Origin of the sequence: Sphingobium sp. 22B, from assembly GCF_001580035.1 — a bacterium.
GTDB lineage: Bacteria > Pseudomonadota > Alphaproteobacteria > Sphingomonadales > Sphingomonadaceae > Sphingobium > Sphingobium fuliginis.
Map to the genome: position 1 here is coordinate 40,558 of NZ_LTAB01000020.1, position 13,337 is coordinate 53,894.

At 64.1% G+C, this 13,337-nt stretch carries 10 protein-coding genes; 6 read left to right on the forward strand and 4 right to left on the reverse strand.

Translation table 11 applies throughout. The features are described from left to right. The first annotated feature begins 220 nt into the window (after window positions 1-220). The 5 genes from A0J57_RS17415 (at window position 221) to A0J57_RS17435 (ending at window position 7,309) form a co-directional block, all read left to right on the forward strand. Window positions 221-1,480, forward strand: a complete 1,260-nt coding sequence (locus A0J57_RS17415; protein WP_061936860.1) for an MFS transporter — start codon at window positions 221-223, stop codon at window positions 1,478-1,480. A gap of 11 nt (window positions 1,481-1,491) precedes the next feature. Beyond that, window positions 1,492-2,232, forward strand: coding sequence for an HpcH/HpaI aldolase/citrate lyase family protein (locus A0J57_RS17420; protein WP_065846807.1), 741 nt, complete (start codon window positions 1,492-1,494; stop codon window positions 2,230-2,232). 56 nt (window positions 2,233-2,288) lie between these two features. Next, entirely contained in the window at window positions 2,289-4,544 is a 2,256-nt protein-coding gene (locus tag A0J57_RS17425) for a TonB-dependent receptor (protein WP_082718688.1), read from the forward strand. An 88-nt stretch (window positions 4,545-4,632) separates the two neighbouring features. Then, the gene (locus A0J57_RS17430; RefSeq protein WP_061936865.1) at window positions 4,633-6,030 is read left to right on the forward strand and encodes an FAD-binding oxidoreductase; all 1,398 of its coding nucleotides are present in this window, start codon (window positions 4,633-4,635) and stop codon (window positions 6,028-6,030) included. Window positions 6,031-6,106: 76 nt separating this feature from the next. After that, the gene (locus tag A0J57_RS17435) at window positions 6,107-7,309 is read left to right on the forward strand and encodes an alpha-hydroxy acid oxidase (protein WP_061936867.1); all 1,203 of its coding nucleotides are present in this window, start codon (window positions 6,107-6,109) and stop codon (window positions 7,307-7,309) included. Window positions 7,310-7,412: 103 nt separating this feature from the next. Here A0J57_RS17435 and A0J57_RS17440 read toward each other — a convergent pair whose 3' ends face one another. Continuing rightward, window positions 7,413-7,781 carry a YciI family protein gene (locus tag A0J57_RS17440; RefSeq protein ID WP_061936869.1) on the reverse strand — a complete coding sequence of 123 codons (369 nt, stop codon included), beginning with the start codon at window positions 7,779-7,781 and terminating at the stop codon, window positions 7,413-7,415. Between the two features lie 291 nt (window positions 7,782-8,072). Here A0J57_RS17440 and A0J57_RS17445 point away from each other — a divergent pair, with 291 nt between their 5' ends. Next, window positions 8,073-8,591 (forward strand): CYTH domain-containing protein, encoded by a 519-nt coding sequence (locus tag A0J57_RS17445; RefSeq protein WP_226869811.1) that lies wholly within the window; start codon window positions 8,073-8,075, stop codon window positions 8,589-8,591. A gap of 43 nt (window positions 8,592-8,634) precedes the next feature. On the opposite strand, the gene A0J57_RS17450 is transcribed toward A0J57_RS17445, so the two are convergent. From A0J57_RS17450 to A0J57_RS17460, 3 genes are all read right to left on the reverse strand, one after another. After that, a complete protein-coding gene (locus tag A0J57_RS17450) occupies window positions 8,635-9,975 on the reverse strand; it encodes an alkaline phosphatase family protein (protein ID WP_061936870.1) in 1,341 nt (446 codons plus the stop codon). A 4-nt stretch (window positions 9,976-9,979) separates the two neighbouring features. Continuing rightward, window positions 9,980-12,298: a TonB-dependent receptor gene (locus tag A0J57_RS17455; RefSeq protein WP_061936872.1), complete on the reverse strand. Its 2,319-nt coding sequence runs from the start codon at window positions 12,296-12,298 to the stop codon at window positions 9,980-9,982. Window positions 12,299-12,536: 238 nt separating this feature from the next. Beyond that, window positions 12,537-13,286 carry an SDR family NAD(P)-dependent oxidoreductase gene (locus A0J57_RS17460; RefSeq protein ID WP_025550367.1) on the reverse strand — a complete coding sequence of 250 codons (750 nt, stop codon included), beginning with the start codon at window positions 13,284-13,286 and terminating at the stop codon, window positions 12,537-12,539. Between the last annotated feature and the right edge of the window lie 51 nt (window positions 13,287-13,337).

Below are 13,337 nucleotides of genomic sequence, written 5' to 3' on the forward strand. Positions count from 1 at the left end.
TCGAATCGGGGAAATAGGGCTGAATCCCTCAGCTATGCTTTTCCGGCTTGTGACGGCGCCCGACGCGGAATCAGCGCTCTTCGAGAATAATCGATTGAAATAAAGTGATCTTCCTGGGGTTTCGGGCTTCCTCCTCTCAGCGTTCGAAAAAGCAAAAAACTGTCGACAGTCTACAGTTGATAAGATATGCATGCGTACAAATATAAACAGGAGGGGCGAGTTGGAGAAATCTCCGGTCGATCTCGCGGCGCGGCATATTCTGCCTACGCTGGCGCTGTGCGTTTTCGTGAATATCGTCGATCGCACCAATGTGGGCATCGCCGCCCTCAACATGCGCGCGGATATCGGCCTGTCGGCATCGGCTTACGGGATGGGGGCGGGCCTCTTCTACATCGGCTTCTTCTTCGCCGGCGTACCCGCCAACCTGCTGCTCGCCCGAATAGGCGCGCGCCGGTGGATCGCGGCCCTGCTGGTCGCCTGGGGCCTTATTGCGATTGCCACCGGATTCATATCCGATGCCGGAAGCTTCTATGCGGTTCGTCTGGCCCTGGGCATTGCTGAAGCGGGGTTCGTGCCTGCCATCGTCTATTATCTCGCGCAATGGTTCGACCGGCGCGCAATGTCGAAGGTCATGGGGCTGATGATCGCGATGATGCCAGCGTCGCTGGCGATTGGCGCGCCGCTGACCACGGGTCTCCTGATGGCGGTGGATTGGCGCTGGCTGTTCATCATCGAAGGCGCGCCGGCGTTTCTCGTCGCCATTCTGGTGCTGAAATCGCTGCCCGAGCGCATCGACGACGCGCCCTGGCTTTCCGACGATCAGAAAAAGGCCCTGTCCGCCCGGCTGATGGCGGACGGCGCCCATCGTCAGGCCGGGTCCTGGCGGGACGCATTGACGCATCCCCAGGTGCTCCTGCTCAGCCTGCAATATTTCTGCATAGGGCTGAGCAGCCAGGCCATCATCTTCTGGTTCCCCCAGATCATCCGGTCGACCGGCATGTCGACGCTCGAGTCCGGGCTGTTCAGCACGGTGCCATGGGTGCTTGCGGCACTGCTCACGCCGCTCTGGGCCTGGCATTCAGCCTCGACCAACGAGCGTTATTGGCACGCCATCCTGCCCTGCTTGGCGTCGGGAGCGATCACGATGGCCGGCGCGCTGCTCCTTGACGACAGCGCGCTTTCCGGGTTGTGGCTGCTGTCGCTGGGCGTTGCGCTGAGTTCGATGGCGTCGGCATCCTATTGGGCCATTCCGCGGGTCCATGTCTTTGGCGCGGCAGCCGCAGCGGCGGGTGCGCTCACCAATTCTTTTGGCAATCTTGCCGGTTTCGTGGCGCCGGTCGCCGTCGGCATTTCAAAGGATATGACCGGCGAATTCAGGCTGGTGCTCATCCTGCTGGCCATGCCCGCCTTCCTCGCGGCCCTGTGTTCCACCTTTGCCGGCCGAATGGCCGACCCGGTGGACCGGCGTTCGATCCCATGAGGCTGCACCGCATGCGCGATCGATTGAGGCAGGGCGGTCTGATCGGCATGTTCATCTCCCTGCCTGCTCCCTCGCTCGTCGAATCCCTGGGCGGCATCGGCTTCGATGCGCTGGTGCTCGACGCCGAACATGCCGCGTTCGGCATTGCGGAGCTTGAGGCGCTGATCCGCGCCGCCGACGTCGCCGGTCTGCCCGCGCTGGTCCGCGTGGCGGCGATCGGTCCGGACATCGGCAGAGCCCTGGACCTGGGGGCGGCGGGCGTCATCGTGCCGCGCGTGGAAAGCGTCGCCCAGGCCGAAAGGATCGTCGCTGAAGTCCGTTTCCCGCCGGACGGCGCGCGGGGCGCTGGGGCAGTCCGCGCATGCGATTATGGGGCTTCGCTGCAGCCATATCTGGAACAGGCAAATGATCATCTGGCCGCGATCGTTCAGATCGAGACCCTGGCCGGACTGGACATGGTGGAGCAGATCGCCGCTGTTCCGGGCATCGACGGCCTGTGCATGGGACCGTTCGACCTTGCCGTGTCGATCGGCCATCCGGTGGGGTCGCCGGCGCATGCCGCCGCGATGGACCGGATCTGCCGCGCGGCGCGCGATGCAGCCATTGCCGGCATCGCCGTGTGCGCCACCGCCCGGCAGGTCCAGCATGCCCGCGATGCCGGAGCAAAGCTGGCGATCTTCGGCATGGATCGGATGTTCGCGCTTCAGGCGGCCGCGGCGGCTGCCGCTTCCATCAAGGCTAAACCCGGATAGACGCACCGAAAAAGACGCGGCCTTGCCCGCGACGAATATCAACAAGGGGAGGTATCATGACAAAAAATACGATCCACCGGACAATATTGGTCTGCGCCAGCCTGATCGCCATGCCGGCCATGGCGCAGGGGACGACCGAGGCGGGGCAAGAGGGGGCAAGCCTGGCCGACATCGTCGTCACGGCGCAACGCCGGTCGGAAAATCTGCAGAACGTCCCGATCTCGGTAACGGCCATCACGTCGGAACAGGCGATCAAGCTGGGCATCACCCAGCCGGACGTGATCGCTCAGATGGTTCCCGGCCTGCAACTGAACCACTCCGCCTGGGGCCTTACGCCGTTTCTTCGCGGGGTGGGCACCAATTCGGTCGCCATCGGCAATGAGCCTGCGGTGGCGCTGTTCGTGGACGACGTTTATCTGCCGACCGGTTCGGCTGGTGTCTTCCAGCTCAATTCGATCAGTTCGATCGAGGTTCTCAAGGGCCCTCAGGGCACCTTGTTCGGGCGGAATGCGACGGGCGGCGTGATCCACATCCGCACCAGAGACCCAAGCTTCGACCCCTCCGCCAGCGCGACCGCCAGCTATGGAAATTACGACACGATCTCTGGCCAGCTCTATGGATCGACCGGTCTTACCGACACCGTCGCGATCAATTTCGCCCTGCAGGGCATCGACCAGCGCAAGGGCTGGGGCGTCAACGGCACGACAGGGAACGAAGCCAACAGCATGTCGGGCTGGGGAGGGCGCGCCAAGCTGCTCTGGAACATGGGCGAAGAGACGTCGCTGCTGGTCGCGGGCAGCTATGACCGGCGCAGTTCCGATCAGGGGCAGCCGGGGCGCTCGATTGCAGGAACCTTTACGCGGGACGGTTACAGCGCGGATGCGGCGGGGCTGGGATTCTACGACGTCATGTCCAATCTCGACACCGTGCAAAAGTCGACCACCCGGTCCCTGAGCGGCAAGTTGACGCATGATTTCGGATCTGCGCGGCTCGTGCTGATAAACGCGTTCAGCAAGACCGTCGTCGATCCCGTGGTCAGCGACAGCGACGGATCGCCCAGCCCCTTCTTCCAGACGCGCGAATTCGCCATGGGCGGGCGCACGTTCACGCAAGAAGTGCAACTGCTCTCGCCCGAAGGCTCCGCGGTCAAATGGATTTTGGGCGCCTTCTACCTGCATGACCGGTCCTTCATGGACGCGACCTATGAGGGGCAGGCGTTCGGAACCTCCAAATCGCATACCGACGCGGTTCAGCGGACCAATTCGATCGCCGGCTTCGGGCAGGTGACAACGGAAATCCTGCCGAGGACCAACCTGACGCTGGGCTTGCGCTATACTTCGGACCGCCGGTCGCTCGATGCCGTTGCCCGATTGCTGCCCGCCACGGGCGCGGCTGTCACATTCGGCCCGTTCGAGGATGCAAAGACATTCAACAGCGTGACCGGCCGGGCTTCGATCGATCATCATTTCTCCGACGATCTCATGGGCTATATTGCGTATAATCGGGGCTTCAAATCGGGCATATATAATTTTACCGGCATCGTCGCTGGCACGACCACTCTGCCCCCGCCGGTAAATCCGGAGACGCTGGATGCCTATACGATAGGTTTCAAGTCCGAATTCCTCAATCGCCGCCTGCGCGTGAATGCTGAAGCCTTCCTCTATGAATATTCAGACCTTCAGGTGCAGATCGTCCTGCCGACGGGAACGACCCTCACCAATGCGAGCAAGGCCACCATCAAGGGGATCGACTTCGAAATATCCGCGATCCCGGTCCGCAATCTGACGGTCAGCGCCTCCATCGGATTGCTGGACGGGCGGTACAAGGATTTCCGGAATGCCCCTTCCTTCTTCCTGCTGCCGCCGAACGCGCCCACGCCCTATGATCCCGCCAGATGTAGTGGACCCAATCCCTATCCCGCGGTCCAGGGTTCCGCCCCGGCGACGCAACGAAGCTGCGACGTATCGGGCAACAGGCTGATCCAGGCTCCGCCCTTCTCCAGCAATCTTCAGCTTCTCTATACGCTGCCGACCGACCTTGGGGATTTCGACCTGTCGGCATCCTGGGCGCATGGCGGCAATTATGAATATGACGTCTTCAGCAGTCCGCTGACGCGCCAGCCCAGGACGGACATCGTTAATGGATCGGTCCAGTGGACCGCGCCGGGCGGCACTTTCAACGTGCGGTTGTGGGCGAACAACCTGACGGGCGAGAAATATTACACCATCGCCACGACCGGGTCGACGGCCGGCGCCAAATATGCGGCCGCCGCACCCCGCACCTATGGCGTCACGCTGGGCGCGAACTTTTGAGGTCGAGGCGGCTTGCGGGGCAAGTTCCCGGAAGCCGCCCCTGGCGCAGTCCAGGGAAATATTCGCTGAAAGGAAGCCAGTTCTCGTGATGGATCATAGGGAAGAACTTCGATCCATCGTCGGCAGGGCCCATTGCTTTGCCGGGGATGAAATCGACCAGCGCTATCGAACGGACCTGCTTGGCCTCTACACCTGCTCTCCATCCTGCGTCGTCCGCCCGGGAAGCACGGGGGAGGTGGCGCGGGTGATGGAGGCGGCGCGCAAGGCACGCATCGCGGTCACCGTTCTGGGCGGCGGGACGGGGGGCGTCGGCGGCACGGCCTGCACGGATGGCGGCATCATCCTGTCGCTCGAACGGATGAACAGGGTCCTTGAGATCGACGAGGATGCCATGACCATCACCGCCGAAGCCGGCGTCACTCTCCAGTCCCTGCAGGAGGCGGCCGCCGGCAAGGGCCTGCTGATGCCGCTGGACATCGGATCGCGCGGCAGCGCGACGATCGGCGGCAACATAGCGACCAATGCGGGCGGCCTCAGAACCCTGCGCTGGGGCATGATGCGCGATATGGTGCTGGGGCTGGAAGCGGTCCTTGCCGATGGCACGGTGGTGTCGAGATTGGGCAAGGTGCTGAAGGACAATGCCGGCTATGACTGGAAGCATCTCTTCATCGGCAGCGAGGGCACGCTGGCCATCGTCACCCAGGCGGTCCTGCGGCTGCGGCCGCTTCCCACGACGGCGCAGACCGCCCTGTTGGCGTTCGATACGGTCGAGCAGGCAAGCCGGCTGCTTCGCCGGTTGCAACGGGATCTGGACGGGCGGCTGTCCAGCTTCGAACTGATGTGGAGGGATTTTTTCAACGTCATCGGCCAGGCGCAATCGGCCCGCCGTCCCTTGCCCATGTCGCCGGAATATCGGCTATATGCGATAGTCGAAGCGCTGGGTTCTCACCCGGAGCGCGATCGGCAGGTGTTCGAGGAAGTCCTGTCGGCCATATTCGACGGCGGGCTCGTCCATGATGTCGTCATTGCCCAATCGGAGCGTGAAAGGCAGAATATCTGGGCCTTGCGGGAAGATCTGCTCGAACCGCTGGCGGCCCTCTCCCCTTTTGCGGGCTTCGACATCAGTCTTTCGCTGCTCGATATGGACCGGTTCATCGAACAGACCGATGCGAAAATGGGCGAGATGCTGCCGGGCGCCGTGGTCCTGCACTATGGACATGGCGGCGACGGCAACATGCACCTGATCGTGAGCCACCCCGCCTTGCATGATCCGCAGGTCATGCATGCGACCGAATGCCTGGTCTATGACGCTATCCGTCAATATCGCGGTTCGATAGCCGCCGAACATGGCATCGGGCAGGCGAAGCTGGAATTTCTCGATCGATCGCGCTCCCGGGAGGAAATCGCGCTGATGCGGTCGCTCAAACAGGCTCTCGACCCGCTGAACCTGCTGAACCCCGGCAAGGTTTTTCCTGCCGCTGGATGAGGCCGGACAGGTCGGCCCGGCGGCCTTCCGGCGCGGGCATTGGGACGATGCGGTCAGGCGCAGATTTGGAGATTCAATGGCGTTTCGATATGCTTGGCGGGATTTCAGCGCGCTGCAGAACATAGAGGATTACCGGAAGCGGGCGCGCCGCATCCTTCCCGACATGATCTGGACATATGTGGAAAGCGGTGCGGGAGATCATCTGACGCGGCTCGACAATGAGGCCGCCTTCACCCGCTGGAAATTGCGGCAGCGCTGTCTGACAGGACAGGCGGCGCCGTCCTTGGGCACGATCATGTGCGGCGTCGACGTCAGCCTTCCGGTCGCGCTGGCGCCGACCGGGCTGGCCGGCGCCTCGCATTGGAGCGGGGATGTCGCAGCCGCGCGCGCCGCGGAGGCGGCGGGCACCCGACTGGCGCTGAGCACGGCGTCCTGCTATTCGATCGAGGAGGTCGCGCAGGCCACGAAGAGCAACCACTGGTTTCAGCTCTATCCCTTTGCCGACCGGCCGGTGGCGTCCTGGTTGATGCGGCGCGCGAGCGATGCGGGCTATGGCGCCCTGATCGTCACCGTCGACGTGCCCGTGCCGGGAAATCGCGAAGGCGAGCGCCGAGCCGGAATAGGCATGCCTACGGTTCTTACACCCGCGCGCATTCTGGACATCGCGCGCCGGCCCCGATGGATGGCGAACGTGCTGCTGCATCGCCGCAATGTGCCGGTTCATTATGTCGAGGCAGAAAGGTTGCGGTTCGACGGGGCGGCTGGGGCAAGGCAGGCTTGGCGCGCCATGCAGCAGGATCTGGGCTGGGACGACCTGCGATGGATGCGGGACCAGTGGCGGGGACGCTTCTACATCAAGGGCATTCTGGACGCCGATGACGCGGAAAAGGCGATCGATCTTGTCGGCGCCGATGGCATTGTCGTGTCCAACCATGGCGGGCGTCAGCTCGATCGGGCCATGGCGTCGATCGATGCATTGCCGGCCATTTCCGACAGGATCGGCGGTCGGGCCGAAATCTATCTGGATGGCGGGGTAAGGCGGGCGGCGGATATTGTGACGGCCCTGTGCCTTGGCGCGACCGGCGTCTTCCTGGGCCGCCCCTATCTTTACGGTTTGGCGGTGGCTGGAGAAAAGGGTGTTGGGGAGATCATCGAGCTGTTGCGATCGGATTTGCATCGCACGCTCATTTTGATGGGATGCCGCTCGGTCCGCGATCTGGACCGATCCTGGATATTGAAAACAGGCGAAGAGGTTCCGCAACTCCGTCATCGCGGATAGAGCCCGGCAGCTTCGAACCGCTCCCTGCCACGGGCCCCTGGCGCGGGGGGAGGGGATATGCGCCCTTCCCGTCGAATCCTTGACCTGTTGCCCCCCCGGCATCTCAGGAAAGATCGGCCAGGTCGTAAACCGGCCGGATTTCGATCTCGCTCGGCCCCGGCATGGGGTTGGGGCAGCGCTTCGCCCAGGCGACGGCCTCTTCCATGTCCTTGACTTCCCACAGCCAGAAGCCGGCGACCAGTTCGCGGGCCTGTGCGAAAGGGCCGTCGATGACCGTCCGGTTCGGACCGTCGAAGGCGATCCGCTTGCCTTGGGAAGAGGGCGTCAGGCCGTCGGCGGCGAGCAGGATGCCGGCCTCCGCCAGTTCGTCGTTGAACTGGCCCATGGCTTCCATCGCCGCCCGAGTCTCCGGAGTGGCGACGAAACCTCGTTCGCTGTCCTCAGTGGCCTTTACGAGCACCATCACGCGCATGGCTTTTCTCCTGTCAGGGCTGGCTGTCGATACAGCCTATATGCTGCCGTTCCGTCCTGGAGCATCGTGCAGAAAAGTGGGAAAGGGGTTTCTGCCTGAAAGGATGCGGCAACGGAGACCGGGAGGACCTGCCCCCGATTTAACGCAGCGTGCCTTAGAATGTAGGAGAAAGCGCGCCGGATCAACCTATGACCGCATGGGGCGGCGGCCCTTCCATGCCGGCCGGTCCGGGAAGAGTCATTGCTCAATCGCGACGAACCGACTCCCGTTCATGTCCGACATGCGCTAAACATGGATCAGTTCGCCGGCCGCTGGCGATCCTTCGTCGGAGCGTTCATGGCAGTCGAGATCGAACGGAAATTCCTGGTCGTGAGCGATGAATGGCGGGCGATGGCGGACGCGGGGCGGGACTTGCGGCAGGGTTATGTCGCGCATGACGGCCATGCCAGCGTGCGGGTGCGCCTGTCGGCGGACGGGGCCTGGCTTACCGTCAAGAGTGCGCGGGCAGGCCTGGTCCGGGACGAGTTCGAATATGCGATACCCGCGGCGGATGCGGAGGACATGCTCGACCGGCTCTGCGTCGATACGCTGATCAGGAAGACCCGCTATCGCGTGCCGCATGATGGCAAGGTCTGGGAAGTCGACGTCTTTGCCGGGGCGGCGGAAGGGCTGGTCCTGGCGGAGGTCGAGATGCGGTCGATTGACGAACGCTTCGACCTGCCGGACTGGGTCGGGGACGAGGTGACCAGCGACCCCCGCTTCCGCAACTCCGCCATCGCGCTGATGCGGGGGTTCGAGGCGGCGGTCTGACCCTGAGGATCAGACTAAGGACTCATCCGCCATCGCCGCCGGGTCAGGGGCGCAGATCGATCGCCGGCTTTTCGGCATCGGGCAGACTGGCGCCCATGATCCGCGCCAGGGTGGGGGCGATGGCCCGCATGTCGATCTGTCCCAGCTTCCGCCCGGCGGGTACGCCTTCGCCCATCAGCAGGAAGGTCGATTGCAGATTGGCCGGTCCCGGAAAATAGCCATGCATGCCCCTGATCGGGACGGGCGCCACCAGGGGCGCGGCGGGGCCGCGGAAGATGTCGGTCACGAAGCCGGGCTGGAGATCGACGTAGAAGGCCGCCTGCGGATTGCCGCCCATGCGGGCGATCCGTTCGCGGTCGGCGATATGGGCAATGCCATGGGCGGGATCGGCGGCCAGCCTGTCGAGCAGCGCCCCGACCCGCGCGGCGAGTGCCTCATCCTCCGGCCGGGCCAGCATGATCGCGGCCGATCCGCCGGAAATCCAGGGCATGGCCAGCCAGGATGCGACCTTGCCGTCCTTGTCCAGCACGATCAGCTTTTCGTCGATAAAGGGGCGGAACAGGTTGACGGCGCTGTGCGTCGCCTGGAAGCCATGGTCGCTGACCAGCGCGATCACCGCATCGGGATGCGCCTTGCGTTCCGCCGCGACGATCCGGCCGACGATGCCGTCGATCCTTTCCAGCACGGTCTTCGCTTCGGCCGTGTCCGGACCCTTCGCATGTTGCTCATGGTCCAGCGCGGTCAGGTAGACGGTCAGGAAACCGGGTCTGTGGCTTTCTATCAGGGCGGTGGCGAAGCGGCCGCGATTTTCATCGCCCGACAGGCTTTCATCGATCCCCATGGCATAGGGCGCGCCGGTCGCGCGTTCCAGTTCCGCCCTGAGGCCCGGCGTCGCCAGCGCATCCAGCAGCTTCACGTCGTCGGCATGGCCGGTGCGCCAGATCTGCGGCAGGTTCCAGGTCACGCCGCTGGCCGCGACGCTGACCGGCCAATGGACGTTGCCGGTGGTGAGCCCTGCCTTGGTCGCCGCTTCCCACAATGTCGGCACCCGGATGTCGGAGGCGTACCAGGTCCAGCCGCCCTGGTTGATGCCATTGGGATCGAAGCTGTTATTGGCGGTGATCCCGTGCCGCGCGGGCGCAACGCCGGTGATCAGCGTCGTATGGCTGGGGTAGGTGAGGGTGGGCAGCACCCCCGTCACGCCCGAAGCGGAGGCCCCCTCCTTCACGAAGCGGCGCAGATTGGGGATGGCTAGGCCGCGCCTGTCCGCTTCCAGCACGTCGCCCGGACGCAGCCCGTCGATGGAGATCAGCAGGACCGGGTTCGCCAGCGCCGCGCCCGGAAGGGCGGCGAGGGCGGCGAGGAGCAGCGCGGCCTTGTTCATCGCCTTAGAATCCCGCCTTCAAGGTAGCGAAGAATTGCGAGGGAGCGCCGACCAGCAGGGTCTGCGCATCGCCGCTATTGCCGAAACCGCCCGAGCCGATGGTGCTGACATAGCGCTTGTCCAGCAGGTTGGTGGCGTTGAGCTGCAATTCCAGATTCTCGTTGAAATGATAGCCGACGCTGGCGTCCACGATCACCCGGCCCGGCACCGATTGATCGTTGGTGTAGGTGTAATAGCGACGCGACATATAGTTGACGCCGATCCGGCCGAACGCGCCCTGATGGTCGTAGCTGATCTCGCCCCGGGCGATATGCTTGGGGCTGTCGACGACGGTCCTGCCCTTGATCGGCGTGACGGCGCCGCTGTCGTCCACCACATCGTCGCGATAGGTGGAGTCGGTGTAGCTGTAGGAGCCATAGAGGCTGAAACCGCCGCCCAGCGTCAGCGTGCCCGCCGCTTCCACGCCGATCGCGCGGACATTGCCGACATTCTGGAGCGCCGAGGCGAAGCCCTGAATGGGGCTGCCGACCTGCACCGCGATAAGGCGGTTGCGGAAGTTGACCAGATAGGCGCCGATCACGCCGTTGAAGACGCCGTCATGGTAGCGCAGGCCCAGTTCATAGGTGTCCGATGCTTCGGGCTTCAGCCTGCCCTTGATCGCGTCGAAGCCGGTCTGGTTGGTCGAGAAGGGACCGGTCGTCGTCGCGCTGGCGAAGGCGCGGGTCGCCTGGGTGAAGCCGCCGAAGACCTCTGCCTGTTGAGACAGTTCGACCGCGAAACCGGCATGGGGCTGGAACCAGTCCTCGGCCTTGATGCGGCCCTCCGGGAAGCTGGCCTGCACCACGGCGTCGGCTTCGTTCGTGACCTTGAACCCCTTCCAGCCCAGGTCGATCTTCACCATGCCAAGGTCGATCCTGTCCTGGACATGATATTGGATGGTGTCGGTGGTGAAGTCGAATTCCCACTGGGTCGCGAAGGGGTTCTTCGGATAGTCGCGGAAGCTCAGGCCCGGCTCGGTCCGGCTGGCGAAGGCGTAGAAGCGGCGGGCCTGGTTGAATTCGTTGTTCTCATACCAGCCGCCGACCGTGAAATTCTGGATGCCCAGCGCGAAGTCGACGCTGCCGAAGACGCCGATCCGGTCCATTTCATATTCGGTGGTGCGGACCGACATCGGCACGCCGTTGGGGCTGGGGACATAGGGCGTCGCCCACAGGCCCATGCCCTTATTGTGGTGATAATAGCCCTTGAGCTTGAAGCTGGCCCGCTCGCCCAGTGGGGCGGCGATGCCCAGAGCGCCCAGCCAGTCCTTGCGCAGGCCGGCGGCGTCATAATAGGCGTCGTCCGCGCTGGTGACGTTGCCGGGATAGACCTGCCCGCCGGAAACGAGCGCGCCGCTATAGTCGTAGCGGCCATCGGGGAAGGGCGACCCGCCGCTGTTGCTGACCCGATCGACATCGTTCAGGCGGCTGGCATAGTCGATGGCGCGGGCATAATCGGGATAGGTGTTGTCCCAATCCCAGCCCAGCCGCCGGATCATCGACATCGACATGTCCTGATAATCCTGTTCCCGCCGGTCGGAATAGCTGAGCCAGCCGTCGACCGTCACATCGCCGACAGGGATCACGACCTTGGCATTGCCCATATGCTGGTCCTGCGTGCCATTGCCCTTATATTTGTCGGTCGAGCCATAGGCGTAGGAGACATAGCCCCGGATGCCGTCGCGGCTGCCCAGCGCCAGACGGGCGAAGCCGCGCCAGCTTTCGTCGCTGCCATAGGTGAGGTTGCCCTGGCCGGCCAGCGCGCCGCCGGTCAGATAGTCGGCTGGATCGGCGGAGAAATGTTCGATCGTGCCGCCCAGCGCATTGGTCGCCTGGGTGCCGATGGAGCCGGCGCCCTGCGACACGCGCACGCTGCCGATATTTTCGGAGCTGATGGCGCGGGTGATGTGCAGGCCGTTGTGATTGCCGTAGCTCATGTCGCCCAGCGGAATGCCGTCGAAGGTGAAGCCGAGCTGGTTCTGGCTGAAGCTGCGGATGGTGACGCGCTGCGACCATTCATAGTTGCCGAAGGGATCGGCCGACTGGAAATTGACGCTGGGCAGCTTTTCAATGGCCTTCAGCGGGTTGGTGCCGGGCGTCAGGGTGACGATGTCCTGCGCCTGGATTTCCTGAACCTGACGGGTTTCGCCCCGGCCGAAGACGATGATGTTCGCACCCTCGGCCGCCGCGTCGGCGGCGGACGGAACGGGCGCGGCTCCCTGCGCGAAGGCTGGCATGGCGGCCATGGCCGTCGAGGCCATCAGCAGGGCGGTGGCGATACGCATGTGGACTTCCCCTTTTTCCGCAATCGTGGATTGGGGGGCGCCCTAGCGGTTCAATGTTGCACTGCGATGTGGGGTGTTTGACTGGAGGGAGACGTTTTTGTGACGGGGATGTCACAATGGCGTGGCGTGACGGACAAGTTGACGGATGAGGGAATAGGTTCCCGGCCGCGTGGACGAATTCGGAATGTCTTGCAGCCACCCGATCAGTCCGGCGAGGTCATGAACATGTCCACGCTGCCTAGCCCTCGCGAGCGACCTGGAAGCCGGCGAAGGACTGGGTGACCGGCATCAGTTCGATGCGGTTGAGGTTCAGATGGGGCGGCTGGCTGGCGACCCAGAACAGGGTTTCCGCAATATCTTCCGCCGTCATCGGATTGGCGGAGCCATAGAGCGCGTCCGATGCCGCCTGGCTGCCAGTGCGGACCAGGGTGAATTCGGTTTCGACCATGCCCGGTTCGATGGACGTCACGCGGACCCCCGTGCCATGCAGGTCCGACCGCAGCCCCAGCGAGAACTGGCTGACGAACGCCTTGGTCCCGCCATAGACGTTGCCGCCCGCATAGGGATAGGTCGCCGCGACCGAGCTGATGTTGATGATCGCGCCCCTGCGCTCGATCAGGCGGGGCAGCAGCTTGTGGGTGATGGTGACGAGGCTGGTGACATTGGTGTCGATCATCTGGCGCCACTGGTCGAGATCGGCCTGCTGCGCCGGCGCCGTGCCCAATGCCAGTCCCGCATTGTTGATCAGCAGGTCGACATCGGCAAAGCCCGGAGGCAGGGCGGCCAAGGCCGCGTCGATGGCGGCTTCGTCGCGCATGTCGAAGCTGATCGCATGCACCCTGTCCGCGCCCAGTTCCTCAACCAGCGCGTCCAGCCGTTCTGCGCGGCGCCCGGTGACTATCGCCTTCCACCCGGCGGCGACGAAACGCCGCGCCGATGCGGCGCCTATGCCCGCGGTTGCTCCGGTGATCAGCGCCGTCCCTGCCATGCTTCATTCCATCCTGTCAGCCAATGGCCGGGGATGTAAGCCCATTTGCGG